This is a genomic window from Cognatilysobacter segetis, from assembly GCF_004359965.1.
In the GTDB taxonomy this organism is placed as follows: Bacteria; Pseudomonadota; Gammaproteobacteria; order Xanthomonadales; family Xanthomonadaceae; genus Cognatilysobacter; species Cognatilysobacter segetis.
The window spans coordinates 13,467-39,228 of sequence record NZ_SMRQ01000019.1; the positions used below are offsets into that span (position 1 = coordinate 13,467).

Sequence of the window (25,762 nt, forward strand, 5' to 3'; positions counted from 1 at the left end):
CGTTACTTTACCCCGTGGCATCCGCGCGGAGCGGGGCGGCGGCTGAACGCGGCGACGCCCCCTGCCCCGCACCGAGCCGCAGCGCATTCATCACCACCGACACGGAACTGAGGCTCATCGCGAGCGCGGCGATCATCGGGCTTAGCAGCAGGCCGGTAAACGGGTACAGCACGCCTGCCGCGATCGGCACGCCCAGCGCGTTGTAGACGAAGGCGAAGCGCAGGTTCTGCCGCATGTTGGCGACCGTCGCCTCCGAGATCGCGCGGGCCGTGGCGATGCGCCGAAGGTCGCCCTTGAGCAGCGTCACCTGCGCGGTGGACATCGCCACGTCGGTGCCCGTGCCCATTGCGATGCCGACGTCCGCGGCCGCGAGCGCCGGCGCGTCGTTGATGCCGTCGCCCGCCATCGCGACGGTGCGGCCCTGCGACCTGAGCCGCCGCACCAGTGCGACCTTGTCCTGCGGACGGACGTCGCCGTACACCTCGTCGATGCCGAGCCGTCGGCCAACGGCGTGCGCGGTGGTGTCCGCATCGCCCGTCGCCATCACGATGCGGACGCCGTCCGCGCGCAATGCCGCGACCGCGTCGATCGCCGAGTCCCTGATCGGGTCCGCCACCGCGATCGCGCCCAGCAGCCTTTCGTCCGTGGCGAGAAACACCACGCTTGCACCTTCGCTGCGCAGTGCATCCAGCGCGACCGCCGACAGGTCCACGGCGATCCCCGCGTCCTCCATCAGCCGCCGATTGCCCAGCCGCAACGCGCGGCCTTCGACCTCGCCGTGCACACCGAGCCCGGTCACCGATTCGAATGCCCGCACGGGCGATAGCGCCAGGCCGCGGCGTCGCGCCTCCGCGACGATCGCATCGCCGAGCGGGTGCTCGCTGCCCTGGTCGAGGCTGGCGGCCAGTCGCAGAAGCTCGGCCTCGTCCACGCCCGTCGCCGGCACCGACGCGCGGAAGGCGGGCCGCCCTTCGGTGAGCGTGCCGGTCTTGTCGACCACCAGCGCGTCGACGCTGCGCAGCCGCTCGATCGCCTCGGCGTCGCGGAACAGGACGCCGGCACCCGCCGCGCGGCCGGTCGCGACCATGATCGACATCGGCGTGGCGAGGCCCAGCGCGCAGGGGCACGCGATGATCAGCACCGACACCGCATTGAGCACGGCATACGTCCACGACGGCTCCGGCCCCAGCAGGCCCCACGCGAAGAACGTCGCCACCGCGACGGCCACCACCGCCAGCACGAAGCCGACGGCGACGCGGTCGGCCATCCGCTGCATGGGTGCGCGCGACCGCTGCGCCTGCGCGACCATCTGCACGATCTGCGACAGCACGGTCGCGCTTCCCACCTGGTCGGCGCGGATCACGAGGCTGCCGGTGCCGTTGAGCGTCGCGCCGAAGACCTTCGCGCCCTCCCCCTTCCCCACCGGCATCGGCTCGCCGGTCAGCATCGATTCGTCGACGCTCGACCGCCCTTCCAGCACGGTGCCATCGACAGGCACCTTCTCGCCGGGCCGCACGCGCAATCGATCGCCGACGTGCACATGCGAAAGCGGAACGTCCTCTTCGGCACCGTCGTCACGCAGGCGGCGCGCGGTCTTCGGTGCGAGCCCGAGCAGCGCGCGGATGGCGGCGGACGTCTTGGAGCGTGCCCGCAGCTCCAGCACCTGACCGAGCAGCGTCAGCGACACGATCACCGCGGCCGCCTCGAAGTAGACGCCGACGCGGCCGTGCTCACGGAAGGACGTGGGGAACGCGCCCGGTGCGATCGTCGCGGCCACGCTGTACAGGTAGGCGGCGGCCACGCCGAGGCCGATCAGCGTCCACATGTTCGGGCTGCGGCGCCGGATCGACTGCAGGCAGCGCAGGAAGAACGGCGCGCCCGCCCACGCGACCACGGGCGTCGCGAGCAGCAGCTCGATCCAGCTGCGCACCGCCGGCGACGGCCAGCGCAGCCCGTGCCCGAGCATGGCGAGCAGCAGCACGAGGATCGTCAGCGGCAGCGTCCACGCGAAGCGCCGGCTGAAGTCGCGCAGCTCGGGGTTGTCCTCGTCGCCCGGCGCCGGCAGCGCCGGCTCGAGCGCCATGCCGCAGATCGGGCAGCTGCCCGGGCCTGGCTGGCGGATCTGCGGATGCATCGGGCAGGTGTAGACGGTGCCGGTCGCGACCACGACCGCGGCCGGCGCGGCGGACCGAGCGGCCACGAAGGCGCCGGGATCGGCCAGGAAACGGTCCCGGCATCGCGGCGAGCAGAACGCGTAGTCGAGGCCCCCGTACGAGGCGTGGTACGGCGTGCGGGCCGGATCGACGCGCATGCCGCAGACCGGGTCGCGCCCGGTGTCGGCGGCGCGGTCGGGCTCGGCGGTGCGGGGATGGGTCATGGAGGCGTTTCGATGCCGGTGTGTTCGCGGATGGCGCCATGGTGGACCGGCGGCGTGCGCGGCGGATTGACGCCGATCAGGTGGACGCGCGGACACCGTGCGTGCCGCATCGCGCCCGATTGCTGACGTGCGTCAGCATGCGCGCAGGCCGCCACGGCAGGCTGCGCACGGATGGCGGCGAAAACGGCGGCGCCGGTCGCGCGCGCCGACGCCGACGAGTGGCGGGGCCCGCCCCGATGCGCGTCGTAGAGTCGGGACGGCACTCCTCCTTCACGTCGCCGCGCCGATGAACCGCGCCGCCGCTCCGTCCGCCGTCCGGGTCCTGATCGTCGACGACGATCCGGGTATTGCCGGGCTGCTGGGACGTTACCTGGACGCGCGCGGTATGCAGACCCACTCCACCGACTCGATCGCGGGCATGCGCGCACTGCTGCGCCAGCGCGCGTTCGACGTCGTGCTGCTCGACCTCGGCCTGCCCGACGGCGACGGGCTCGACGCGCTGCGCGACCTGCGGGCCGAATGGAGCGGCCCCGTGCTGATCCTCAGCGGTCGCGGCGAGGCGGTCGAACGCGTGATGGGGCTGGAAACCGGCGCCGACGATTTCATCGACAAGCCGTTCGACCTCCGCGAGCTGCTGGCGCGCATCCACGCGGTGATGCGCCGCAACCGCGGCGACACGGTCGAGCCGGGCCCGCTGGTGCTCGACGGCCTGCGCTTCGACGCCGCCACGCGCACCGCGTACGACCGCGAAGGCGTGCCGCTGGCGCTGACGTCCGGCGAGTTCGACCTGCTGATGTCCTTCGCGCGCCGGCCGCAGCAGACGCTCAGCCGCGACGAGCTGATGAACGCGACCCGCGGCCGGCCGTCGGGGCCGTTCGATCGCGCGATCGACGTGCAGGTGGCGCGGCTGCGGCAGAAGATCGAGCGCGACGCGTCGAACCCGCGGCTCATCCAGTCGGTGCGCGGCGCCGGATACCGGCTGGCGCAGCGGCCCTCGCCGGACTGACCCGTGCGCGGCGCGCTGTTCGATGCCATCCCCGACGCGCTCGTCGTGGTGGACGAGGCCGGCGCCATCCTCATGGCCAACCGTCGCGCCTACCAGCTGTTCGGGTACGAGCCGCCGGAACTGGTCGGCAGGCCGGTCGAGGTGCTGATCCCCGCACACCTGCGCACGCGCCACGCGCACCACCGCAAGCGCTACGCGCACGAGCCGCGCGAGCGCGCGATGGGCCAGGCGAGCATGGACCTGCAGGGACGCCGCCGCGACGGCTCGCTCTTCCCGGTGGAGATCGCACTGAACCCGCTGCGGCTCGGCACGCGCCAGCAGACGCTCGCGTCGATCCGCGACGTGAGCGCCACCTCGATGTCGCAGCGCGTGCAACGCAAGACCGCGCACGACGCCACGCTGGCCGAGGTCGGCCATCTCATCCTCACCGCCGACTCGGAGACGCGCGTGCTGCGCGACGTCGTGGGCCGGCTGTCGGAGTCGATCGGGCTCGGGCCCGTCTGGCTGCTGCGCGCCAACCGCCGCAGCGGCGCGGTGGAAGCGACCGGCGAGACGCCGCCGCCGGGCGACTGGATGGCGTCGCACGCGCGTGCGCTGCTCGCGGCGATGTCGCGCGGCACGCCGTGCGTGTCCCAGGGCGCCCGGCTCGGCGGCGTGCCGATGCCGCCGGGGATGAATTGCGGCGTCGCGTTCCCGGTGGCCTCGTCCGACAGCGCCGTCGATGGCGTGCTGGTGGCGTTCTCGCGCCACCTCGACGCCTTCGACATCGACGTCCAGCGGTTGCTCGAGACCGCCTCGTCGCTGCTGTCGGCGATGCTGCAGCGGCGGGCCAGCGCGGAGGCGCTCGCGCATGCGCAGCGGCTGGAAGCGATCGGCAAGCTCACCGGCGGCGTCGCGCACGATTTCAACAACCTGCTGACGGTGATCTCCGGCAGCCTGCAGCTGCTCGAGTCGTCGGTCGAGGACGACGCCGCGTCTGCCGAGATCCTCGTGTCCGCGATCCGTGCGGTGGAGCAAGGCGCCGCGCTGACGCGCAAGCTGCTGTCGTTCGCCGGCCGCCAGCACCTGCGCCCGGCGGTGGTGTCGCTGCCGCGGCAGATGCGCGACCTCGAGCGGCTGATCCGCGCGAGCCTGGGCGAACGCATCCGGCTGGTGCTCGACCTCGATCCCGCGACGCCGCCCGCGTACGTCGATGCCGCGCTGCTCGACAGCGTCGTGCTCAACCTGGTGCTTAACGCGCGGGATGCGATCGACGGTGCCGGTGAAGTCGAGATCTCCGTGCGCGGCGAGCCTGCGGCGGATACCGATGCGCCCGCCTACGTCGCGCTGACCGTGCGCGACACCGGGCGCGGGATGACCGCCGAGGCGATGGAACACGCGTGGGAGCCGTTCTTCACCACCAAGCCGAACGGGCGTGGTACCGGGCTGGGCCTGAGCATGGCCTACGGCTTCGTGCAGCAGAGCGGCGGGCACGTGCGGCTGGACAGCCGGCCGGGCGAAGGCACGCGGGTGACGCTCTGCTTCCCGGTGGCGACCGAAGCGCAGCAGCAATCGGTGGACGCCGCGTTCGGCCCCGCGCCCGGCGGCGACGAGGTCATCGTGGTAGTCGAGGACGACGAGGCCGTGCGGCGCACCGTGACCGCATCGCTGAAGGCCCTCGGTTACAGCGTCATCGCCACCGATTCGCCCGAGGACGCGCTGGACTGCGTGGAGACGTTGCGCGACGTTGCCCTGCTCTTCAGCGACCTCACGCTCGGTGCCGCGATGACGGGCGATCAGCTCGGACGCGAAGCGCGCCGGCTGCGGCCGGACCTGGCCGTGCTGCTGACCTCGGGCTACCCCGACGCGGTGCGCGAGGCCGGCTCGTTCGAATTCGCGCTGCTGCCCAAGCCCTACCACCGCGAGGAACTGGCCACCGCGGTACGCAACGCGCTTGCCGAACGCACCGCGGTCGCGGCCGGCTGACGCCCGGCTTCGCGCAGGCGGCGGTTAGCGATCGCCGGCATCCTCATCGACGTCGTTGCGATCGGACGCGGGTGCCGGCGCGGTCTTCCCGGGCGGCTGGATGCGCGCCCATGCGCGCTGCATCGCGCCGGCGAGGTCCCGGTACGCGGCGATGATGCGCGTCTTGGCCTCTGACATTGCCGTGTTCGAGCGATCGTCCAGGCGCTCCAGCTGGGTCGCGAAGTGCGCCCGCTGCGTGCGCACCGCGGCCAGCGAGTCCTCGGCCGCGCGGCGCGACTCGGCTGTCATGCGTTCGGTCGAGGCGTCGAGCCGCGCCTGCAACTCGCGGATACGGACGTCCACGCGATCGGCGGCCGCGCGTGCGGCGGCGCGCAATTCGTCGCGGCGCTGCGCCGGCGTCGCCTCCATCCTTCGCAGGTCCTCGTCGCTCTCGGTCGTCGACGCGGGCGCGGGCTGCGCCGGCGGCGTCTTCGGCGGCGATTTGGGTACCGGCTGGCCGGCATGCAGCGGCGCGGCTAGCGCGATGGAAACGAGGGCGAGCGTCAGGCGGCGTTTCATGGGGGTCTCCTGGCTTGGACGTACGGCAGCCGTCGCGGCGGCCGAACGGGCGGCCGCCGCGCAGCGGAGCGGCGTCAGCCTCGCTTGCGGGCCGCCGGGCGTGCTGACCGGGATCAACATTCAGACCGATCGCCCGCAAACTTGATCCGGATCAACACCGCCACGGCCGGCAACCGCTGTGATGCGGCTGCGGCATCCGCCGCGGACATGGAGTCGACGGCATGGTCGGCACGCGCGCACGCGACGGCGACGGCAGCGGCGGTGCATCCGCCGCAGGTTCGGGCTCGGCATGAACCGCGTACAGGGCAAGACCTGCGTGGTCACCGGCGGTGCGGTCGGCATCGGCGCGGCCTGCGTCCGACGGCTCGCGGAGGAAGGCGCGGACGTGGTGGTGCTGGACCTCCCGGAGACCGCTCCTGCGCTGATGGACGGCCTCGGCAGCGCACGCGACCGCGTCACCTACCGGCAGTGCGACGTCGCCAGCGAAGCGTCGGTCGCCGCGGCGATGACCGCCGCGGCCGCCCGCTCCGGGCGGATCGACGTGCTCGTCAACAACGCGGGCATCGCGGGGGCGAACAGGCCCACCCACGAGATCACCGAGGACGAGTGGGATCGCGTACAGGCCGTCAACGTCAAGGGCGTGTTCTTCTGCACCAAGCACGCGCTGCCGCACATGCGCGCGCACGGCGGCAGCATCGTCAACCTCTCGTCGATCTACGGCCTGGTCGGTGCGCCGGACGTGCCGCCGTACCACGCGTCGAAGGGCGCGGTCACGCTGATGACGCGCACCGACGCGCTGTTCTACGCGGCCGACCGCGTCCGGGTGAACTCGATCCATCCTGGTTACATCTGGACACCGATGGTCGAGGGCCACCTGCGCAACTCCGGGGTGCACGACCTGGAGGCCGGCCGGCGCGACCTGGCCGCCCTGCACCCGCTCGGCCGCGTCGGCGAGCCCGACGACATCGCCTGGGGCGTGGTGTACCTCGCTTCCGACGAATCGGCCTTCGTGACCGGCGCGCAGCTGGTGATCGACGGCGGCTACACCGCGCGCTGACGCGCCGGCCCTGCACGAGATGATGCGATGACGACCGTGATGCCCGCCCCCGTCCCCACCGAAACGCACGTCGCGCTGCGCGACGGCCGACACGTGCTGATCCGCGCGCTGCGGCCGACGGATGCACAGGCGCAGCGACGCTTCATCGAGCGGCTGCCGCCGGAAGATCGCCGCGCACGGTTCCTCTGCACGATGTCGGAAGTGGACGACGCCCTGCTCGCGCTGCTGATGGCGCCCGATGCCCGCGGCCCGACGGCCGTGGTGGCCCTGACGCCGGGCGAGAACGGCGAGGACATCGTCGGCGTCGCACGGCTCGCGCAGGCGGGCGATACGCCGGGCGCCGAGATCTCGGTCAGCGTGGATGCCGGCTGGCGCGGCGCGGGCCTCGGCACGGCGCTATTCCGGGCGCTGTGCATGCTGGCTCGCCGTCGCGGCATCACGCGGCTGTGGTCGATGGACGCGGCGAGCAACGCCGGGATGCACGGTTTCGCGAAGTCGCTCGGCGCGCACTGCCGTCGCGATCCCGACGACGTGCACCAGGTCATCTACGAGCTCGAGCTGCACTAGCGAACGCGCGCTATCGCATCGACGGCCCGTGCGGCGCCTGCACCCGCGACGTCCGGTGCGCATGGCGCAGGTCGACGTGCGTGTCGGACAGCGCCTGGATGAAGTCGTCGTACTGCAGGAAGAAGCGCTGCCAGAGATATTCGAGGTCCGCGCCGCGGGCCTGTTCGATCTGGCGATGCAGGTCGGCCAGGTGCTCCTGCCGCCGGATCAGCTCGCCGAGGCGATCGCGTGCATGCAGGCGCGATTCGCGCGTGCCCGGCGCCTGGTCGATGCGCTGGCGCGCGGCGCCGATCACGCGGTCCACATGGCGCAGCGCGGCCCCCGCATGACGTTGCCAGCGGCCGGCGACGTCGTCATCGTGGCCGTCGTCAGTGGGAGAAGAGCACGGGAACATCGGCCCGCTCCAGCAGTTCGCGCGTGACGCCGCCGAACGCCCACTCGCGCGCGCGCGAATGGCCCCAGGCGCCGGCGATCAGCAGGTCGGCCCCGGTTTCCGCGGCATTGAGCAGCAGGTCGTTGCCGGCCGAGCCGCGTGCGTTATGACGGACGGTCACGTTCACCGGGATGCCGTGCCGTGCGAGGTGCGCGCCGATGTCCGCCCCCGGGTCCTGCCCATGCCGGCGTTCGCCCACCATCGGCTGCGAAAGGATCACGTCCACGCGCTTGGCCTGCCGCAGCAGCGGCAACGCGTCGTGGACCGCGCGCGTGGCCTCGGGCGTCGGCACCCAGCCGATGGCGATGCGGTCGAGCGCGAACGGCCGTCCCGTCGCGGGCGGCACCGTCATCACGGGTCGCCCGGAATCCATCACCAGCGACGAGAAGATCGTATGCACGATCGCGGCGTCCGCGCGCTCCTCGCCCGGCCGCGGCGCGGCGATCATCACGAGGTCGTGGTAGCGCGCCTCGAGCGTGAGCAGCGCCGTGGAGGAATACACCTGCGCTTCGGCCAGGTGCACGTCGAAGCGCACGTCGCGATCGTGCAGCCGCGACTTGATGCGCGTGACCTCCGCCGACGCCTCGTCGCGCAGGTCGGCGAAGCTCGCCTCCAGCACGATCGGCGAGGTGCCGTAGGCCGCGGCGGTCGCCAGAGGGATCTCGAACGGCACCGACACCGATAGGCGGGCATCCATCGCCTGGCACAGGCTCACGGCGGCGTCGAGCGCGCGGTCGTCGAAGCCGGTGCGGGTGATGGCGAGCATGACGTCGCGGTACATGGCGCGGCCTCCGTCCAGGCGCGTGCGACCTCGCCCACGCTGTGGACAGTCAAGCGCGAATCCACCGGCGCGTGTTGATCCACGTCAGGAAACGGCGTGCTTCCGCCGGTGCAGCACGCGACCCGTGGCGAGCACCGCGATCGCGGGCAGCGCGGCGGCGACCAGCGCATGAGCCGGTACCAGCGCCTCGAGGTGCAGCAACCGCGCGGTCGCCGGCACGAGTGCTGCCGTCACGACCACGACCGTAGCCGCGAGCACGGCGATGACGATCGGGCGCAGGTCCCCTGCCCCGCCATCGGCCGGCCAGGCCGTCACCGCGAGCGTGGCGAGGTTGCCGCCGAGGATCGACAGGAAGGCGTAGGCGTACAGCGCACCGGGGTCGAGGCCGACACGCATTGCGATGCCGTACCCCATCAGCGCACCGACCAGCGCGGCCAGCCCGAGCGCGGCCGCGGGCCGGCCCAGCGACCAGGTGACCAGCGAGGCGCGGATCGGTCGCGGCGGTTGCTGCATGGCCGCGGGATCGCCGCCGCGGCGCTCGAAGACGAGCGTCGACGCCGGGTCGATCAGCAACTCGAGCAGCACGACGTGCACGGGCAACAGCACCGGCGGCAGGCTGAACAGCACCGGCAGCAGTGCCGCGCCGGCGATCGGAACGTGCACTGCGGTGACGTACTGCACGGCGCGCAGCAGGTTCGCGTAGATCGCGCGTCCGAGCCCGACCGCGTCGACGATGCTCGCGAAGCGGTCGTCGGCCAGCACCACCGACGCGGCATGCCGCGCGACGTCGCTGCCGCGACGGCCCATCGCGATGCCGACATGCGCGGCCGCCAGCGCGGGCGCGTCGTTGATGCCGTCGCCGGTCATGCCGACCACGTCGCCGGCATCGACCAGGCACTGCACGAGCTTGAGCTTGTCCGCGGGACGCACGCGCGCGTAGACGTTGCAACGGCGCGACAGCGCGAGCAGCTCCGCCGGGGTCGCCGCGGCGATGTCCGCGCCGCTCAGCACCTCGCCGTCGGCCGCGATGCCGGCGGCCTTCGCGATCGCGCGCGCGGTCACCGGATGGTCGCCCGTGACCAGCAGCACGCGGATGCCGGCGCCGCGCGCACGCTGCACCGCCGCCGGTACGTCGACGCGCAGCGGGTCGGCGAGCGCGAGCAGGCCGAGCCAGTCGAACCGCAGGCCGCGGAGGTCGTCGGGATACGGAGCGTCGCGGAGATTGCAGCGCGCGACCGCCAGTACGCGGAAGCCGGACGCCGCGAGTGTCGCGATGTCGTGCTCGAGCGACGCCTGCTGCGCCGCATCGAATCCGCACAGGCCGGCGACGGCCTCCGGCGCGCCCTTGATGCACACCTCTCGCGCCGCGCCGTCGCCCGCGATGCCCGCGGTGGCGTGGAGCGCATTCGAGAACGGATAGAAACGCTCCAGCGGGCGGCGCGTCGTCTCCACGCCGGCCGCCTCGAGCACGGCGATGTCCATCGGGTCGACCGGCCTGTCGGGACAGGCGCGCGCAGCCGCCGCGAGCACCGCATCGCGCGCGACGCCCTCGGCTGCGCGATGCGTCGACGTGGCGTCGCGCACCAGCACCTGCTCGACGCGCATCCGGTTCTCGGTGAGCGTGCCGGTCTTGTCGGTGCACAGCACGCTCATGCAGCCGAGGGTCTCGATCGCATCGGGCCGCTGCACGAGCGCGTTCGCGCGCGCCAGTCGCCAACCGCCCAGCGCGAACATCACGCTCAGGATCACCGGGAACTCTTCGGGCACCGTGGCCATGGCGAGCGTCAGGCCCGAAAGGAGCGCTTCGCGCCATTCCGTTCCGCGCGCGAGCGCGAGCGCGGCAAGCACGGCCGCGCCGCCGAGGCTCAACGGCGCGAACAGCCGGACCAGCCGGCCGATCTGCTGCCGCAACGGGCTGCTGGCACGCCGGACGGTGGCGAGCGAGCCACCAAGCCGACCGAACTCGCTGCGGGGGCCGGTCGCGACGACTTCCGCCGTGCCCTCGCCCTGCACGACGAACGTGCCCGCGTAGAGCGATGACGCCTGCTCATCCTTGCGCACCGGCACCGACTCGCCGGTCAGCAGCGACTCGTCGACCTCGAGGCTAGAACCGTCGAGCAGGCGCGCATCGGCGGCGATGCGGTCGCCCTGCGCGACCAGCAGCAGGTCGCCGGCCACCAGCGTCGCCGCCGGCACCGTCTGCACGGCACCGTCGCGGAGCACCCTCGCCTTCGGTGCGGTGAGCTCGCGCAGCGCGTCCAGCGCGCGTTCGGAGCGCAGGTTCTGGTAGACGTTGAGCAGTACGACGAAAGCGACCGACGCGATCATCGCGCTCGCGTCCAGCCACTCGCCGATCCCCGCGTACAGCGCGGCGGCGGCGGCCAGCAACAGCAGCATGGGTTCGGTGAGGACGGACAGCACCGCGCGGACCGGGGCGCGTCGTCGGACATCGAGGGTGTTGGGTCCGTCGCGCAGCAGGCGCGCGGCCGCCTCGGCGGTGCTCAGGCCGCGTGGTCCCCGCGGCAGGCTATCGGTGGCGTCGGACTGCGGCATCGCGACCTCGCTCCGCACTCGCCGTCCGCGTGCGCGTGGCGGCGTGATGCCGTTCTACCAGATGCGCGCGTGGTGCCGGATCAGGCGTCGGCGGCGAGCAGCCGCAGCGCGTCGTCGAACAGCGAGACCACGCGCAGCGCGAGATGCTCTCGATCGGGTGCGCTCATGCGGGCCAGCGCGTCGGCGACCGTGTCGGCCCCGTAGGTGATGTCCGCCACCAACTCCTCGAAGCGGAACTGCAGCGCTGCGGGAAGATCGCGCACGGGGTCGATGGCCGCCAGCTGCCGGTGGGCGGCGTCGAGCCGTTCCGCAAGCGGCCCCTCCCGGCACAGTGCGGCCACCGCGTCGCGGAGGTGCCGGTGCGCGTGGGGCGTGGTCGATGCGGTCATGGGATCTGCCGTCGCGCAGGCGAAAAAAAACCGCCGGCCCGAAGGCCGGCGGCTTGGAAGCGGATCAGACCGCCGCGTCCTTGAGCTTCTTCAGGGGACGCGCCTTGAGCTTGACGCTCGCCGGCTTCGCGGCGAACCACTGCTCTTCCTTCGTGAACGGGTTGATGCCCTTGCGCTTGGGCTTGGCCGGGACATCGACCTTCGTGACCTTCAGCATGCCGGGGAAGGTGAAGGTGCCGCAGCCCTTCTTGTGCAGCGAGCCGTGGGCCGCCTCTTCGAGGGCGCCCAGGACGGCGCGGATGTCGCGCGGGGCGAGTTCGGTACGCTCGGAGATGAAGTTGACCAGACCGCTCTTGCCCAGCGGCTCGGTCACCGGCTTGATCTTGGAGGCACCGCTCGCTTTCTTCGTCGCCATGGTTTGCAGGTTCCGGGTGGAAGGAATGCGCGTTATCGCGCGACCGCGGCCCGCTTGCAAGAGCTTTTCGTCGATTCGCCCCTTTTTCAGGGGTTTCGGGCCGTTTCGGGCGGCCCGGAGGCGGATCCGGCACCCGGTGCGGCCTCGATCGGCAATTGCGGGACGCCGTACTCGGCCAGGATCCGGGCGATCGCCTCGCGGTTGCGGGCGAGCGCGGCGTCCAGCTCGCGGCGCAGTGCGCGGTCCTCGCGGCGCACGCCCATCGAGATGTCGAAGACCATCGGCACGCCCGCGTCCAGCCACGGGCTGACCGGGGTCAGCGTGAGCGGCGGCACCGAGCCACGCGCGAAGTAGCCGGCGGTGGGCCCCCAGGCGACGGCCAGGTCGACGTCGCCGCGGGCGACCGCGTCGAGGATGGGCCGTTGCGGCGTCGAATCGGCGTAATCCCCGTACACGGTGTAGCCGCGCACGTTCGCGACGAGGCCGCGACGTGCGAGTGCCTGCGCGGGCGGCGGGTTCGCGCCGTCGTCGCCGATGAGCTGCACGCCCACGGTCGCCTCGCGCAGTGCCGCGTCGTCGAGCGACGCCACCTTCGCCCAGCGCGTGCCGGCGCGGGCGACGAACACGTACGTGGAGCGGTAATACGGGCTCGTGGTCGACAACGTGTCCACGCCGCTCGCCACGCCCGGCACCACGTCGCAATCGCCCTCGCCCAGCGTGTTGCGCACGTTGCCGCGCCGCTGCGCCCACCACGTGTAGCGCACCTGCGCGCCGAGGTCGCGGGCGACCAGCTCGACGATGCGGTTCTCGAACCCGGAACGGTCCTCGCGCGAGAACGGCAGGTTGTTCGGGTCGGCGCACACGCGCAATTCCCGGGCCTCTGCCCCGCATGCGAACAGCAGCGTTGCGAGGATCAGGGTCCCACGACGACGCCCCATGGCTTGCCTCCCGTCCTGATCGTGGTGAGCGCGCGACCGCTGGCCAGGTCGACCACGCTGACGTCGCCCGAGAGCCCGTTCGCGGCGTACAGGCGCTTGCCATCCCGCGATAGCGCGATGCCCCAGACGCGATGCCCCGCAGGCAGGTAGCGCAGGATCCGGCCGTCGCGCGTGTCGACTTCGCCCACCGCGTCGCCGCGGCCGAGCGCGACGTACAGCCGCGACGCGTCGGACGACAGCACCATGCCCACCGCCTGCACCGTGGCCGGTGCGTTGGCGTCGCGGTCGAAGTCGACGACTCGGACGGGCTTGCGATCGCGCATGTCGAACAGCGTGGCCGTGGCACGCACCTCGGAGCTCACCCAGAGCCAACGCCCATCGGGCGTGAACAGCGCATCGCGGGGACGCGTGCCGACCATCAGGCTGTCGACGAGCGTCATGCGCTTTGCGTCGATGAAATGCGCGAGGCTCGCCGTTTCCGATGTCGCCACCACCCACCGACCGTCAGGGCTGACGGCGATGCCCTCGGGCTCCGCGCCCACCTGCGTGCGCTGCGCGATCCGCCGCGCCGCGACGTCGACCGCCGAGACGTGCGCATCGGCTTCGTTCGCCACGTACAGGCGCTTGCCGTCGGGGCTGAGCGCGAACCGCTCGGGGTCGGGCCCCGAGGGAATGCGGTCGACGACCTTGCGTGACGCGGTGTCGACGACGTCGATGCGGTCGTCGTCGCCGACCGCCACCAGAAGGCGGCGCCCGTCCGCGCTGAGCGCCAGTCCGCGCGGCCGGCCGCCCACGGGAATCGCCGAACGGTGCCAGTCGCCCGAGCGGATCACGTGGATCAGGTCGCCCTGCTCGTCCGACACGTAGATCGTTTCGGCCGACGCGCGCGTGCCGACGCCGAGCGCGGCGATCGCGACGGCCAGCGCGGCGGCCCCGCGCGGCGCGTCGACCAGCCCCCGCGCGAGCAAGGCGATGCCGGCCGCCGCGTGCACCAGGCCGCCGGGCACCCACATCAGCAGACCCGCGAGTTGCTGGTCCTCGGCGGGACTGAGACCGAAGGCGTCCAGTCCGAGCGCCGCGTAGCCGGCGTACCAGGGGCTCTCGGAAAACGCCATGAGCGCGCCGAGCGCGCCGCTCGCCGTCGCGGTGAAGAACAGGCAACCGACGACGAGGCCGCGCCGCGCGCGCGGCGACTGGAGCATCGCCCACCAGAACAGCAGCGCGGTCACGAGGAAGGACACGTGCTGCGCCACATGCCAGCCCGGATTCGCAAGCGCGCGGTCGAAGGCCGCGGGCGCGTGCCAGCCCCAGAGCGCGGCCATCTGCAGCAGGCTCGCGGCGACCGGGGCGGTCAGGGCATGCCACGGGAGGGCGACCGTGCGTCGCTTCCCCAACGTCGCCAGCGCGATGCGCGCACGCACCGGAAACGCCCAGAGATAGACGCCGAGTGGGCGGGACAGCACCAGCAGCGGTGCGGCGACGAGCATCAGCAGCTCGTGCTCCAGCATGTGCGCGGCGAAGGAGCGCTCGCCCGCGGCGTGCAGTGGCGACACCAGCGCGCCGGCGAGGACCGACCACCCGGCGAAAAAGGCCACCGCCCCGCCCCGCCACGCGGCGGGCGCCGCGCTGCGCCTTGCAAGGCGGATCAATCCCGTCGAGTAGGCGGCCAGCGCGAGCGCGAGCGGCACCGTGACCCAGGCATCGAACGTCCAGTCCGGGGCGGCGGCTGCGCGGTCGCCGTGCGCGAATGCAGCCATGGGCACGAGCAGCGCGGCGAACGCCGCGAGGCGGCTCAGGGCGCGCATGCCGGCACGATCATGGTGGCCATCGTCTGCCAGACGATCGCAACGGCCAGCAACCCGCCCATCATCGTCGAGACCTGCGCGATGAAGCGCCGCGTCTGGGCATGCGCGCCCTGCGGGTCGCTGCCGCGCACGGAAGCCCACGAAACGCCGACCCCCGCCGCGATCAGCAGCAACGCGGGAATACCGACCGCGAGACCCGCCGTGGCGCCGCCGAGGCGGCAGTCGTAGCGCAGCATGTCGCTCAGCAGCTGGTGGTGCACGATCTCGGCGGCCATGCCCGCGAGCAGCCCCGCCCATGGCGCCAGCCTCGAGGCGTGCAGGCGATTCACAGCCATCGCGGCGTCCAGTACACGACGAGGTAGAGCACGACCCAGCTCCACACGATGAAGTGCCAGTACATGGCGTTGTCGGAGGTGTCGCCGAACTTGCGGCCATCGAACTTCTCGAAGAAGGCGATGGCGAGCAGGACGATGCTGTCGTAGACGTCGGTGAGCATGTGCACCGTGTGCAGCGCCAGCAGCGCCCAGACGATCGAGCCATAGGCGCTGCGCTGCCACAGCACGTTCAGCGCGTCGAACTCGAACCAGCGCACCACGAGCATCGCCAGGCCGAACAGGATGGCGAGCGACAGCGCGATTCGGACGCCGCGGAGGTCGAGGCGCTTGGCGGCCCGCTTCGCCCAGACGTTCGGGATCTCGCTGGCGATCCCGAGCACCGTGAACACCGTCGACCAGAACAGCGGCGGCACGGGCGCCGTGGGCGGCCAGACGTTCTCGTTGGGCAGCAGGAAGTAGTACGCGCCGATCGCGAGCACGAACCCCATGCCCTCGATGAGCATGAAGCCGACCACCGCCCACCAGGTGAGCGTGCGCGGCCCGAAGCCAAAGTCCTCCAGGTCGGCGACGTCCGCGACCGTTTGCAGCGTGCGCGTCATGCGGCCTCCTTCGGCTCGCCCTGGTCGCCGCGCTTGGGCCAGAACCAGGCCGTGAGCGTGATCGCGACCGGGATCGCGCCCCAGACCGCGCCCCATTCCTCGAATACGGTCCAGACGAAGAGCACCGTGAGTGCGAGCGCGCCCCATAGCGGCCAGATCGTCGGCTGCGGCATCGCCCAGCGGTGCGTGGGAACGGCGTCGACCGGCGACGTCAGCAGCAGCTCGCGGCGATCGCTGCGTACCCCGTCGACGACCGCGAGCTCGGTCGCAGGCGTGCCCGTCTCGTCCGCCCACAGCGGATGCCGGTTCGCGACGACCGGGATCCGCGCGAAGTTGTACGGCGGCGGCGGCGACGACGTCGCCCACAGCAGGTCCGAGGCCTGCCACGGATCGTCGCCGGCCACCTGGCCGCGTCGCAGCGACTTCAATGCATTGACGACGAACAGGAGCACGGCGACCGCGATGAGGTACGCCCCCAGCGTCGACACGAAGTTCGGCACGTCCCAGCCGAGGCCCGGCAGGTAGGTGTAAACGCGACGCGGCATGCCGGCGAGCCCGAGGTAGTGCATCGGGAAGAACGTCACGTTGAAGCCGACGAACAGCAGCCAGAACTCGAGCTTGCCGAGGCGCTCGCTCATCATCCGGCCGGTGATCTTCGGATACCAGTAATGCACGGCGCCAAGCAGCGGGAACACCGCGCCGCCGATCAGCACGTAATGCAGGTGCGCGACGACGAAGTACGTGTCGTGCACCTGCAGGTCGAGCGGTACCGAGGCCACCATCACGCCCGTCATGCCGCCGAGCACGAACAGTGCGAAGAAGCCCATGACGTACAGCATCGGCACGCGCAGCACGGGCCGGCCCGTCGCGATCGTGGCGATCCAGCAGAAGATCTGGATGCCGCTCGGCACCGCGATGAGCATGCTCGCGGCGGTGTAGAAGCTGTTGCCCATCGGCGGCAGCCCCGTGGCGAACATGTGGTGCACCCACAGGCCGAACGCGAGGAAGCCCGTCGCCACGAGCGAAAGCACCATGGCCGGGTACGCGACGATCGTGCGGCGGCTGAAGGGTTCGACGATCGACGAGATCATCCCCAACGCGGGCACGAAGATGATGTACACCTCCGGGTGTCCGAAGAACCAGAACAGGTGTTGCCACAGCAGCGGGTCACCGCCCTCGGCCGCGTTGTAGAACTGCGTGCCTACCAGCCGGTCGGTGATGAGGAACGTGCTCGCCAGCATCACCGCCGGCATCGCGAAGATCACCATCAGGCTGGTGACGAACATCGACCAGACGAACAGCGGGATGCGCGCGAGCGTCATGCCGGGCGCACGCTGCGTCATGACCGTCGCCACGATCTCGACCGCGATGCTCAGCGCGGCGACCTCCGTGAACGTGATCATCTGCGCCCAGAAATCGGTGCGCTTGCCGGGCGAGAAATCGGAATCGGACAGCGGCGGATAGCCCGTCCAGCCGGCCTCCGGGCCGATGTCCAGCAGGAACGCGGCGAAGATCATGATCCCGCCGATCAGGTACATCCAGTAGCTGAAGGCGTTCAAGCGCGGGAACGAGATGTTGCGCGAGCCCACCATCAGCGGCACGACGTAGATGGCGACGGCCTCCATCACCGGCACCGCGAACAGGAACATCATCGCGCTGCCGTGCAGCGAGAACACCTGGTCGTAGCGGTCCGGGCCGAGCACGCGGTTTTCCGGGAACATCAGCTGCGTACGCATCGCGAGCGCGAGCAGGCCGGCGAAGGCGAAGAACACGAAGGCCGTGACGATGTACCGTTTGGCGACGCGCTTGTGGTCGACCGTCGTGAACCAGCCGACCAGGCCCGGCCGATCGGCCCACACGCGTTCGAGGGTGGCGATGGACGTGTCGCGGCTCGCCATCACTTCAGCTCCGAAAGGTAGGCCACGAGGTCGCTCACGTCCTGCGGGGTGAGCGGCACGGCCGGCATGTTGTTGCCCGGCTTGGCGTGTTGCGGGTCGACGATCCACGCGGCCAGGTTCCCGCGATTCATCGCGAGCGTTCCCGCCGCAAGGCTGCGCCGGGTCGCCAGGTGCGTGAGGTCCGGCCCGACGCGACCGCCGCTCGGCGTTCCGCCGATGCGATGGCAGATCGCGCAGGCCGCGCGCTCGTACACGACCAACCCCCGCTGCGCCGCCGCGTCCGTCGGCGCCACTGCCGGCAGGCGCTGCCGATCGGCCCACGCGCGGTAGGCCGCGTCGTCCTCGACCTGCACGTCCAGCGCCATGTGCGCATGCTGCAGGCCGCAGAACTCGGCGCACTGGCCACGGAAGTAGCCGTTGACGCGGGGCGTCAGCAGGAGCGCGTTCACGCGTCCCGGGATCATGTCGTGCTTTCCGCTCAGCGAGGGCACCCAGAAGCTGTGGATGACGTCGCCGGAGCGCAGTTCGACGTGCGCGGTGCGGTCGCGTGGCAGGTGCAGTTCGTTGGCGGTGCGGAAATTGCGGGCGATGATCGGGTCGAGGTACTCGACGTCCCACCACCATTGCTTGGCGGTGACGCGGATGGATACCTCGCCGCGACCGTCGCGCAGGCGGCGATCGGCGAGGAAGCTGGCCGCGGTCAACCAGCTCAGAAGGCCGAGGGTCAGCACCACCCAGCCGACCAGCGCGGCGACGATGGCGGGATCCCGCGCGGTACCTTCGCGCGCCCGCGAGCGGCGGCGCAGCAGCGCGTAGGCGAGGCCGACGAGTACCAGCACGTACATCGTCCCGCAGATCGCGATCATGAGATCCCAGACGCCGCGGATCGCGGCCGCCTGGTCGCCCGCGGGCACCAGCGCGGACCACCGGCTGTCGCAGCCGGCCAGCGCCGCGGCGATCGCGGACAGCACGGGGCCTCGCGCGAACGCGCGGCGCTTCATGGGCCCGGCACCCCCGCCGCCGGTTCGTTCCCGCCCTTGGGCGGACGGCGCGAGGTCTGCGTGGGCGGCGGCGCGCCGAGGAGGGCGTCCGGCCGGCTCGGCGCGGCGTCCTTGCGGATGTTGCCCGACAGCGAAAGCACGTAGGCCGACAGTTGCCACGCCTGCTGGTCCGTCATCTTCCCGCGCCAGGACGGCATGCCGTTGGGGCGCCCCTCGAGGATCGTCGCGTGGATCTGGTCGATCCGGCCGCCGTAACGCCACTCGTCGTCCATCAACGCCGGACCCATGCCGCCGCCGCCCATCGCATGGCAACCGTTGCAGTTGAACCAGCGGTAGAGCCGCCCGCCCTGCGAGATCGCGTAGGCGTTGTTCGTGTAATGCACCCCGACGGGATCGACGGGATCCGGGCGCGCGTCCGGCTCGCCGGGCTTCAGCGTCGACAGCCGAGGACTCGGCAAGGGCGCGCGCGTGGGCGCGGCCTGGTACTCGCGCCGTTCGCGCTCGCAGCCGACGGCCAGCAGCAGGCCGGCGGCGAGCACCGCGATCAGCAGCGGATCAGTGCGGAAGCGCGAAGACATAGAGCGTCCCTCCCGCCTGCGTGCGCTTCTTGAGGTCGGGCAGCGCCGAGCCCCATCCGCCGGCGGCGGTGGCATCGCGCGTATCGAGGTTGTTGCTGACGATCGCGCCTGGCCAGCCACCGATGCCCGACAGAATCGCGATGTACTGGTGGCCGTCGGGACCTCGATACGCGATGGGCTGGCCGATGATTCCCGAGTCGGTCTTGAACTTCCACAGCAGCGCGCCGCTGCGCGCGTGCACGGCCTTGAACCACCCGTCCATCGTTCCGTAGAACACGACGTCGCCCGCGGTCGACAGCGTGCCGCTCCACACCGGCAGGTCTTCCTTGATCTTCCACATCGCCCGCCGCTGCACCGGGTTCCACGCCGTCACGACGCCGCGGTGGCCGCCGGGACCCGGGTAGTAGCGCTCCTCGGCACCGACGTAGGGCGTGCCCGCGATGTAGTTCACCTCGGACGGCTGCATGTCCATGCAGAGGTTGTTGTGCGGGATGTACACGAAACCCGTGCGCGGCGAGAAGGACGACGGATTCCAGTCCTTCATCCCCGGCGCGGCCGGGCAAATCTGCCGGGTCGTCCGGCCCGTCTTCGGCCATTTCTCGGCGTTGTACTGTGGCCGTCCGGTCTTGAGGTCCACGCGCAGGATCGAATTCACCGGCCCGTACGGATCGGCCGACAGCACCTCCCCGGTCGCGCGGTCGAGGATATAGACGAAACCATTGCGCTCGGGCCGCACGATGACCTTGCGCCGCTGTCCGCGGATCGTCATCTCGAGCAGCAGGTTCTCGTTGACCGCGTCGTAGTCGAACAGGTCGTGCGGACTGAATTGGTAGAACCAGCGCGCCTGGCCGGTGTCGGGGTCGCGCGCGAAGATGCCCGCGGTCCACTTGTTGTCGCCGGGACGCTGGTCGGCGTTCCAGGGCCCGGGATTGCCGGTGCCGTAGAAGATCAGGTCGGTCTGCGGGTCGTAGGAAATCCAGCCCCAGGCCGTGCCGCCGCCGATCTTCCACGCGTCGCCCGGCCACGTGGTCGTGCCGAGATCCTTGCCGCGGTCGCTGGCGTAGTGCGGCTTGAACGACGGACCGATCAGAACGTCCTTGTCGGGGCCCGTGCTGTAGGCCTTCCACACCAGCTTGCCGCTGCCGGCGTCCAGCGCGGCCAGCCAGCCGCGCACGCCCATCTCGCCGCCGGCGTTGCCGACGAGCACTTTCCCCTTGACCACCATCGGGGCCATGGTGATGGTCTCGCCCTTGTTGATGTTGCCGAGCCTGGTGCGCCACAGGGGCGCGCCGGTGTCGGCGTCCAGGGCGATGGTGTTGCCGTCCAGCGTGTTGAAGATGAACTTGCCCTGCCAGTACACGCCGCCGCGGTTGACCACGTCGCAGCACGCGACGCCCTGCGACGCCGGCTCGGGCTTGGGCTTGTACGTCCACTTCGTCGGGGCGCCAGGCTGGGTGAGGTCCAACGCGTACACGTAGTTGGGGAACGGCGCGACGATGTACATCGTGTTGCCGACCACGATGGGCGCCGCTTCCTGCCCGCGATTGACGCCGGTCGAGAACGTGAAGTCGACCTTCAGTTGGCCCACGTTGGCGGCGGTGATCTCGGCGAGCGGGCTGTAGCGCGTGCTCTCGTAATCGTGGGCCGGCATCGTCCAGTCGCCGTTGGGCGCGGCGCCCAAGGCCGTGCCGGCGGCCAGCGTCAGGAGCGCGGCAACGCCGCCCCGCCGCCATGCGCTTCGCACCTGTGCGGATCGCTGCACGATTCGTCGCCTCCCTGGCCCGCGACACGCTGCGCGGGCAATGGCGGCGACGCTAAGCGGCGGTAGGTGAAAATTCAGTCATGTGCAGAAGACGCGAATGAACCGTTCGACCTGGCGACGGGCGGGCGTCTCATCCGTCAGCGACAGGCCTCGAACACCCGGCGCTGCAGCGCCGACAGCAACTCGTAGTTGCGGGACAGCCCCGCCCTGCGCTCGCCCTCGTCGCGGTAGGCCCGCGCTTCGGCACATGCGTCCCGAGTGTCGGTCCTCGCCGCGGCGTACGAACGACGCGGGCGCACCCGGCGCGTGCCGCGGGGCCTGGACTCCGCTACGGCCGCAGGGCGGCTCGGCGGCTCCGCCTCGGGCACCGCGGCCCACACCTCCGCGGTGCGCAGGCCGCGCCCGCACGGCTCGCTCTGGTAACGCGCCCCGCCATCCCGGGCGACGCACTTCTGCACGGTCTGCGAGTGGGCGACCGGGAAACCGGCAAGGAGCAGCAGGAACAGGCAGGCGGATCGCATGACGGCGCGCTCGATCGGGGTAGCCGCCATGCTCGCGACGTGGGCGCATGCGCACCATCGGACCGCATCGGCACGCGTCGTCGGAAATCTCCGAGACACCGCTTGCGCGCGGGCGGCATCATAGGCGGCGCGGCTGGACGTACCTGCCGCACTTCGACCTGCAAGGAACCGCGATGCGAATCCTCGTGACCGGCGCGGCCGGCTTCATCGGCGCCCACCTCGCCCGCCGCCTCATCGGACGCGGCGACGAAGTGTTGGGCTACGACGACCTCAACGACTACTACGACCCGCAACTCAAGCGCGATCGCCTCGACCGGCTCGTGCCGCGCGAGGGGTTCCGCTTCGTCGAAGCCCGGCTGGAGGATCGCGACGCGATGGATCGCGCCTTCGCCGACTTCCGCCCGCAGCGGGTCGTCAACCTCGCCGCGCAGGCCGGTGTCCGCTATTCGCTCGAGAATCCGCGCGCCTACGTCGACAGCAATCTCGTCGGCTTCATCAACGTGCTCGAGGGCTGCCGCGGTGGTGACGTGGAACACCTCGTGTACGCCTCGTCCAGCTCGGTCTACGGGGCCAACCGCCAGCTGCCGTTCGCGGTCGAGCACAACGTCGACCATCCGGTCAGCCTGTACGCCGCGACCAAGAAAGCGAACGAACTGATGGCGCACACGTACAGCCATCTGTACGCCCTGCCGACCACCGGGCTTCGCTTCTTCACCGTCTACGGGCCTTGGGGCCGGCCGGACATGAGCCCGTTCCTGTTCGCCAAACGCATCATCGCGGGCGAGCCGATCGACGTCTTCAACCATGGCCGCCACAGCCGCGACTTCACCTACATCGACGACATCGTCGAAGGCGTCGTGCGGGCGCTCGACACCGTACCGAAGCCGTCCGACGACGCGGCGCTGCTCGATTCGCCCGCGACGTCGACCGCGCCGTACCGCGTCTACAACATCGGCAGCCATCGGCCGGTCGAGCTGCTGCGCTACATCCAGGTGCTGGAAGAACGCATCGGACGCAAGGCGGAGCTGCGCCTGCTGCCGCTGCAGCCGGGCGACGTGCCCGACACCTACGCGGACGTCGAAGCGCTGCGACGCGATACCGGCTATACGCCGTCGACAACGCTCGAGGAAGGCGCCGCGCGTTTCATCGACTGGTACCGCGACTACTACCGCGTGTGAGCCGCGGTATCGGCGATCGCGCGCATCGGATGTCGCATTGTGGGACGGCACTGCACACGCCGCGGCAGGCGCGCCGTCCTCCCGCGACTACGGGCCGCCCTCGCCGTCGCGCGCCGCCGCCCTCGCCTGCCGCAGCCGTGCCAGCTTCTCGCCGAGCTTGATCTCGAGCCCGCGCTCGACCGGCCGGTAGTAGACCTGCTCGCCCATCGTATCCGGGAACGCGGTCTGGTCCAGCGCGACACCGCCGTCGACGTCGTGGTCGTAGCGATACCCCTTCGAGTAACCCAGCGACTTCATCAACCTGGTGGGGGCGTTGCGCAGGTGCATCGGCACGGGCTGCGTGCCGTGGCGGCGCACGTCCGCCCGCGCTTCGCCCCAGGCCACGTAGCCCGCATTCGATTTCGCGGTCGTCGCGAGGTAGATCACGACCTGCGCCAGCGCCAGTTCGCCCTCGGGGCTGCCGAGACGGTCGAACGTCTCCCACGCCTCGATCGCCATGGTGAGCGCGCGCGGGTCGGCCAGCCCCACGTCCTCGACCGCCATGCGCGTGATGCGCCGCGCGAGGTAGTTCGGGTCGGCGCCGCCGTCGAGCATGCGGGCAAGCCAGTAGAGCGCGCCGTCCGGGTTGGAACTCCGCACGGATTTGTGCAGCGCCGATATCTGGTCGTAGAACTGCTCGCCGCCCTTGTCGAAGCGTCGCGTGCGGTCGGCGAGCACCTGTTCGAGCGTCGACGCGGTGATGTGCCCGCCCTCGTCGCCGGCCAGTTCGGCCGCGATTTCCAGCAACGTGAGCGCGCGTCGCACGTCGCCGTCGGCCGCGGTCGCGATCTGCCGGAGCAGCTCGTCGTCGACCACCAGCCCCATGCGGGCAAGGCCGCGGTCGGCGTCGTTCAAGGCGCTATGCAGCGCTTCGACGAGGTCGTCGACGTCGACGGGCTCCATCACGTGCACGCGGCAGCGCGACAGCAGTGCGGAGTTCAGTTCGAACGACGGGTTCTCGGTCGTCGCGCCGACGAAGACGATCGTTCCGCGTTCGATCGCAGGCAGGAAGGCGTCCTGCTGCGCCTTGTTGAAGCGGTGCACCTCGTCGACGAACAGGACCGTGCGGCGACCGTCCGCGAAGCGCTGGGCGGCTTCGGCGAGTACCTGGCGCACCTCCGGCAGACCCGAGAGCACGGCGGAAATCGCACGGAAATCCGCGTCGGCGTAATGCGCCAGCAGCAATGCGAGGGTGGTCTTGCCGCAACCGGGCGGGCCCCAGAGCACCATCGAGTGCACGCGGCCGGCCTCGACGGCCCGCCGTAGCGCGGATCCGGGCGCGAGCAACCGCTTCTGCCCCACCATTTCGTCGAGCGTGCGCGGGCGCATGCGCTCGGCGAGCGGACGGAGCGCGTCGAGTTCGGGGTCGTCCTGGGGCGTGGGGGATGCGGTGCGGCGGGTCACGGCGGTCGAGTCGGAGAACCGCCGCGAACCTTATCAGCCGCGCGTCACAGGCTTGCGACCGCCTCGCCTGCGGCCGGGCCCAGCTCGTAGTGGACGCGCACCCAGCGCTTGGCCGCGGTGTCGTACAGGCCCTCGACCTGTGCCGGCGTGCTGCCGTCCGCGCCGAAGTCCGCCACGCCGCTGCCCTGCACCCGGGTGAAGCGACCGAGCTGCACGGTGCGGGCGTTCTCAAGCGACCAGCTCACCGGCTGGCTCTGGAACTCGTTCTCCAGCGCACGCGCGACCTGGCCGTCGAGCGACGCGGCGATGGCCGACGTCGGCGAAACGGCCGCGGCGGCGCCGCCACGCAGCTCGAGCTGCGGATAGGTCACTTCCGCGCTGGCGGTGTCGTAGAGCGCGTCGAAGTGGAACGGGATCCACTCCCCCGTGCCGTCGATCCGCAGGCGGCCGCCGCCGGTGACACGGCGGTCCTGGATGCTCGCCGGGCGCACGTCGACCTGGCCGAGCTGCACCAGCACGTCGGCGGTGTCGAACTGGCGCGAGATGCTTTCGATGACCGCGGCGGCAATGGCATCGTCAACGCGTTCGCTCCCGATCGCAGCCGTCGGTTCGGCGGACGGAGCCGGGATCGCGGACCGCGCGCCGGCGGCCGTGGCCTGTTGACCGCCGATGACCGACATCGCCGCGAGGGCGGAAAACGTGCCGATCGAGAGGAGTGTGGTGCGGAGGGCCATCGCCGGAAGCCTTGCTGGACGCGGACGCGTCGTGTGAAGGCCACTCTGCGGCAGTGCAGCGTGCACGACCCGTGATATCGCCGGCGGCAAATTCCCTGTCTTTCCAACCGGTTAAGCCCGGCGACAGGTCGCCCAAACGGAAAAGGGGCGGTTGCCCGCCCCGTCTGGTCCAGCGCGTCGGGCCTCAGCCGCCGATGACGTCGACGCCCTTGGGCACCGTGAACCGGAACGTCTGCGGCGGCAGGCTCGCATTGCGCTTCCAGTCGCTGAAGCTGATGTCCGTCCGCTGGCCCAGCTGGTCGACCACCTGCATCTTCGACAGGCCGGCGGGACCGAAGCCCAGCTTGGCAGTGCGGAAGCCGGAAGCCTCGCCCTTCGGCGTCAGCAGCAGCCACTGCAGGCCGTTCTGCGCGCCCGCATCCTTGACCGAGAACTGCGCGTCCAGCTTGGCCGGATCGGTGAGCGCGGCAAGCGGGCTCGACCGCTCCTCGGCGCCCTGCGGGCGCTTGGTCACCTGCTGCAGGTCGGGCTCGTAGATCCAGACGGTCTTGCCGTCCGCCACGATCTGCTGCGGATAGGGCTTCGCGTATTCCCAGCGGAACAGCTTCGGCGCGGACAGCGACACACGCCCGCTGCTGCTCTCCTTCAGCTTGCCCTTGGCGTCGAAGACCTGCTGGCTGAAGCGGCCGTCGAGCGTCTTCAGGCCCTTGGTGAAGCTGTTGAGCTGGTCGCGCGCGCCGGCGGAGGCGGCGCCCGCGAAGAGCATCAGGCCGGTGGCGACGGCGGTCGTGATCGGACGCATGGCGTTCTCCCGATAAGGTCTGCCGCGAGTGTGTGCGGCGCAACATGAACAGGGTGCGAGCCCGCGG

The 25,762-nt window shown here is 71.2% G+C and carries 24 protein-coding genes; 5 read left to right on the forward strand and 19 right to left on the reverse strand.

The window, feature by feature from the left end; genetic code table 11:
• Positions 1-7 precede the first annotated feature (7 nt).
• Positions 8-2,377, reverse strand: coding sequence for a heavy metal translocating P-type ATPase (locus E4F61_RS05780; protein WP_133478719.1), 2,370 nt, complete (start codon positions 2,375-2,377; stop codon positions 8-10).
• A gap of 286 nt (positions 2,378-2,663) precedes the next feature.
• Between E4F61_RS05780 and E4F61_RS05785 the strand changes: the two genes are divergently transcribed.
• Both E4F61_RS05785 and E4F61_RS05790 read left to right on the forward strand, forming a co-directional pair.
• Positions 2,664-3,383: a response regulator gene (locus E4F61_RS05785; protein ID WP_133478720.1), complete on the forward strand. Its 720-nt coding sequence runs from the start codon at positions 2,664-2,666 to the stop codon at positions 3,381-3,383.
• 3 nt (positions 3,384-3,386) lie between these two features.
• Positions 3,387-5,348, forward strand: coding sequence for an ATP-binding protein (locus tag E4F61_RS05790; protein WP_133478721.1), 1,962 nt, complete (start codon positions 3,387-3,389; stop codon positions 5,346-5,348).
• Positions 5,349-5,372: 24 nt separating this feature from the next.
• On the opposite strand, the gene E4F61_RS05795 is transcribed toward E4F61_RS05790, so the two are convergent.
• Positions 5,373-5,906 carry a hypothetical protein gene (locus tag E4F61_RS05795; protein WP_133478722.1) on the reverse strand — a complete coding sequence of 178 codons (534 nt, stop codon included), beginning with the start codon at positions 5,904-5,906 and terminating at the stop codon, positions 5,373-5,375.
• 289 nt (positions 5,907-6,195) lie between these two features.
• Between E4F61_RS05795 and E4F61_RS05800 the strand changes: the two genes are divergently transcribed.
• Positions 6,196-6,963, forward strand: coding sequence for an SDR family NAD(P)-dependent oxidoreductase (locus E4F61_RS05800; protein WP_133478723.1), 768 nt, complete (start codon positions 6,196-6,198; stop codon positions 6,961-6,963).
• A gap of 27 nt (positions 6,964-6,990) precedes the next feature.
• Positions 6,991-7,530 carry a GNAT family N-acetyltransferase gene (locus E4F61_RS05805; protein ID WP_133478724.1) on the forward strand — a complete coding sequence of 180 codons (540 nt, stop codon included), beginning with the start codon at positions 6,991-6,993 and terminating at the stop codon, positions 7,528-7,530.
• Positions 7,531-7,540: 10 nt separating this feature from the next.
• Here the strand turns inward: E4F61_RS05805 and E4F61_RS05810 are convergent, their stop codons facing one another.
• The 14 genes from E4F61_RS05810 to E4F61_RS05870 all read right to left on the reverse strand — a co-directional run bounded on the left by E4F61_RS05810 (position 7,541) and on the right by E4F61_RS05870 (position 21,538).
• Positions 7,541-7,924, reverse strand: coding sequence for a hypothetical protein (locus E4F61_RS05810; protein WP_133478725.1), 384 nt, complete (start codon positions 7,922-7,924; stop codon positions 7,541-7,543).
• Positions 7,899-8,744, reverse strand: a complete 846-nt coding sequence (locus tag E4F61_RS05815; protein WP_133478726.1) for a universal stress protein — start codon at positions 8,742-8,744, stop codon at positions 7,899-7,901. Before E4F61_RS05815 ends, E4F61_RS05810 begins: the two co-directional genes overlap by 26 nt.
• Before the next feature lie 84 nt (positions 8,745-8,828).
• Complete coding sequence (locus tag E4F61_RS05820) at positions 8,829-11,297, reverse strand: cation-translocating P-type ATPase (protein ID WP_133478727.1); 2,469 nt, start codon at positions 11,295-11,297, stop codon at positions 8,829-8,831.
• Positions 11,298-11,377: 80 nt separating this feature from the next.
• Positions 11,378-11,686, reverse strand: a complete 309-nt coding sequence (locus E4F61_RS05825; RefSeq protein ID WP_133478728.1) for a hypothetical protein — start codon at positions 11,684-11,686, stop codon at positions 11,378-11,380.
• Between the two features lie 64 nt (positions 11,687-11,750).
• On the reverse strand, positions 11,751-12,101 hold the full coding sequence (locus E4F61_RS05830; RefSeq protein ID WP_133478729.1) for an HU family DNA-binding protein: 351 nt from the start codon (positions 12,099-12,101) through the stop codon (positions 11,751-11,753).
• Positions 12,102-12,187: 86 nt separating this feature from the next.
• Positions 12,188-12,964: a quinoprotein dehydrogenase-associated putative ABC transporter substrate-binding protein gene (locus E4F61_RS05835; protein WP_202908955.1), complete on the reverse strand. Its 777-nt coding sequence runs from the start codon at positions 12,962-12,964 to the stop codon at positions 12,188-12,190.
• A 50-nt stretch (positions 12,965-13,014) separates the two neighbouring features.
• Positions 13,015-14,844, reverse strand: coding sequence for a PQQ-dependent catabolism-associated beta-propeller protein (locus E4F61_RS14775; protein WP_202908956.1), 1,830 nt, complete (start codon positions 14,842-14,844; stop codon positions 13,015-13,017).
• On the reverse strand, positions 14,832-15,179 hold the full coding sequence (locus tag E4F61_RS14660; RefSeq protein ID WP_162301420.1) for a hypothetical protein: 348 nt from the start codon (positions 15,177-15,179) through the stop codon (positions 14,832-14,834). The genes E4F61_RS14775 and E4F61_RS14660 overlap by 13 nt, the downstream gene beginning before the upstream one ends.
• Entirely contained in the window at positions 15,170-15,778 is a 609-nt protein-coding gene (locus E4F61_RS05845; RefSeq protein WP_133478731.1) for a cytochrome c oxidase subunit 3, read from the reverse strand. The genes E4F61_RS14660 and E4F61_RS05845 overlap by 10 nt, the downstream gene beginning before the upstream one ends.
• Positions 15,775-17,676 carry a cytochrome c oxidase subunit I gene (ctaD, locus tag E4F61_RS05850; protein WP_133478732.1) on the reverse strand — a complete coding sequence of 634 codons (1,902 nt, stop codon included), beginning with the start codon at positions 17,674-17,676 and terminating at the stop codon, positions 15,775-15,777. The genes E4F61_RS05845 and ctaD overlap by 4 nt, the downstream gene beginning before the upstream one ends.
• Positions 17,676-18,677, reverse strand: coding sequence for a cytochrome c oxidase subunit II (locus tag E4F61_RS05855; protein ID WP_133478733.1), 1,002 nt, complete (start codon positions 18,675-18,677; stop codon positions 17,676-17,678). The genes ctaD and E4F61_RS05855 overlap by 1 nt, the downstream gene beginning before the upstream one ends.
• On the reverse strand, positions 18,674-19,255 hold the full coding sequence (locus E4F61_RS05860) for a c-type cytochrome (RefSeq protein WP_133478734.1): 582 nt from the start codon (positions 19,253-19,255) through the stop codon (positions 18,674-18,676). The genes E4F61_RS05855 and E4F61_RS05860 overlap by 4 nt, the downstream gene beginning before the upstream one ends.
• Complete coding sequence (locus tag E4F61_RS05865) at positions 19,233-21,017, reverse strand: methanol/ethanol family PQQ-dependent dehydrogenase (protein ID WP_202908957.1); 1,785 nt, start codon at positions 21,015-21,017, stop codon at positions 19,233-19,235. The genes E4F61_RS05860 and E4F61_RS05865 overlap by 23 nt, the downstream gene beginning before the upstream one ends.
• A gap of 137 nt (positions 21,018-21,154) precedes the next feature.
• Complete coding sequence (locus tag E4F61_RS05870) at positions 21,155-21,538, reverse strand: DUF4124 domain-containing protein (RefSeq protein ID WP_133478735.1); 384 nt, start codon at positions 21,536-21,538, stop codon at positions 21,155-21,157.
• 173 nt (positions 21,539-21,711) lie between these two features.
• On the opposite strand from E4F61_RS05870, the gene E4F61_RS05875 reads away from it, so the two are divergent.
• Positions 21,712-22,716, forward strand: a complete 1,005-nt coding sequence (locus E4F61_RS05875; RefSeq protein WP_133478736.1) for an NAD-dependent epimerase — start codon at positions 21,712-21,714, stop codon at positions 22,714-22,716.
• 87 nt (positions 22,717-22,803) lie between these two features.
• Here the strand turns inward: E4F61_RS05875 and E4F61_RS05880 are convergent, their stop codons facing one another.
• The 3 genes from E4F61_RS05880 to lolA form a co-directional block, all read right to left on the reverse strand.
• Positions 22,804-24,084: a replication-associated recombination protein A gene (locus E4F61_RS05880; protein WP_133478762.1), complete on the reverse strand. Its 1,281-nt coding sequence runs from the start codon at positions 24,082-24,084 to the stop codon at positions 22,804-22,806.
• 119 nt (positions 24,085-24,203) lie between these two features.
• The gene (locus E4F61_RS05885; RefSeq protein WP_133478737.1) at positions 24,204-24,893 is read right to left on the reverse strand and encodes a hypothetical protein; all 690 of its coding nucleotides are present in this window, start codon (positions 24,891-24,893) and stop codon (positions 24,204-24,206) included.
• 184 nt (positions 24,894-25,077) lie between these two features.
• Positions 25,078-25,695 (reverse strand): outer membrane lipoprotein periplasmic chaperone LolA, encoded by a 618-nt coding sequence (gene lolA, locus E4F61_RS05890; RefSeq protein WP_133478738.1) that lies wholly within the window; start codon positions 25,693-25,695, stop codon positions 25,078-25,080.
• Positions 25,696-25,762 lie beyond the last annotated feature (67 nt).

Coding starts and splice junctions, on each gene's coding strand:
- E4F61_RS05780 (WP_133478719.1), bottom strand. CDS start 2,377: ATGACCCATCCCCGCACCGCCGAGCCCGACCGCGCCGCCGACACCGGG.
- E4F61_RS05785 (WP_133478720.1), top strand. CDS start 2,664: ATGAACCGCGCCGCCGCTCCGTCCGCCGTCCGGGTCCTGATCGTCGAC.
- E4F61_RS05795 (WP_133478722.1), bottom strand. CDS start 5,906: ATGAAACGCCGCCTGACGCTCGCCCTCGTTTCCATCGCGCTAGCCGCG.
- E4F61_RS05800 (WP_133478723.1), top strand. CDS start 6,196: ATGAACCGCGTACAGGGCAAGACCTGCGTGGTCACCGGCGGTGCGGTC.
- E4F61_RS05805 (WP_133478724.1), top strand. CDS start 6,991: ATGACGACCGTGATGCCCGCCCCCGTCCCCACCGAAACGCACGTCGCG.
- E4F61_RS05810 (WP_133478725.1), bottom strand. CDS start 7,924: ATGTTCCCGTGCTCTTCTCCCACTGACGACGGCCACGATGACGACGTC.
- E4F61_RS05815 (WP_133478726.1), bottom strand. CDS start 8,744: ATGTACCGCGACGTCATGCTCGCCATCACCCGCACCGGCTTCGACGAC.
- E4F61_RS05820 (WP_133478727.1), bottom strand. CDS start 11,297: ATGCCGCAGTCCGACGCCACCGATAGCCTGCCGCGGGGACCACGCGGC.
- E4F61_RS05825 (WP_133478728.1), bottom strand. CDS start 11,686: ATGACCGCATCGACCACGCCCCACGCGCACCGGCACCTCCGCGACGCG.
- E4F61_RS05830 (WP_133478729.1), bottom strand. CDS start 12,101: ATGGCGACGAAGAAAGCGAGCGGTGCCTCCAAGATCAAGCCGGTGACC.
- E4F61_RS14775 (WP_202908956.1), bottom strand. CDS start 14,844: ATGCGCGCCCTGAGCCGCCTCGCGGCGTTCGCCGCGCTGCTCGTGCCC.
- E4F61_RS14660 (WP_162301420.1), bottom strand. CDS start 15,179: ATGGCTGTGAATCGCCTGCACGCCTCGAGGCTGGCGCCATGGGCGGGG.
- E4F61_RS05845 (WP_133478731.1), bottom strand. CDS start 15,778: ATGACGCGCACGCTGCAAACGGTCGCGGACGTCGCCGACCTGGAGGAC.
- ctaD (WP_133478732.1), bottom strand. CDS start 17,676: ATGGCGAGCCGCGACACGTCCATCGCCACCCTCGAACGCGTGTGGGCC.
- E4F61_RS05855 (WP_133478733.1), bottom strand. CDS start 18,677: ATGAAGCGCCGCGCGTTCGCGCGAGGCCCCGTGCTGTCCGCGATCGCC.
- E4F61_RS05860 (WP_133478734.1), bottom strand. CDS start 19,255: ATGTCTTCGCGCTTCCGCACTGATCCGCTGCTGATCGCGGTGCTCGCC.
- E4F61_RS05870 (WP_133478735.1), bottom strand. CDS start 21,538: ATGCGATCCGCCTGCCTGTTCCTGCTGCTCCTTGCCGGTTTCCCGGTC.
- E4F61_RS05875 (WP_133478736.1), top strand. CDS start 21,712: ATGCGAATCCTCGTGACCGGCGCGGCCGGCTTCATCGGCGCCCACCTC.
- E4F61_RS05880 (WP_133478762.1), bottom strand. CDS start 24,084: ATGCGCCCGCGCACGCTCGACGAAATGGTGGGGCAGAAGCGGTTGCTC.
- E4F61_RS05885 (WP_133478737.1), bottom strand. CDS start 24,893: ATGGCCCTCCGCACCACACTCCTCTCGATCGGCACGTTTTCCGCCCTC.
- lolA (WP_133478738.1), bottom strand. CDS start 25,695: ATGCGTCCGATCACGACCGCCGTCGCCACCGGCCTGATGCTCTTCGCG.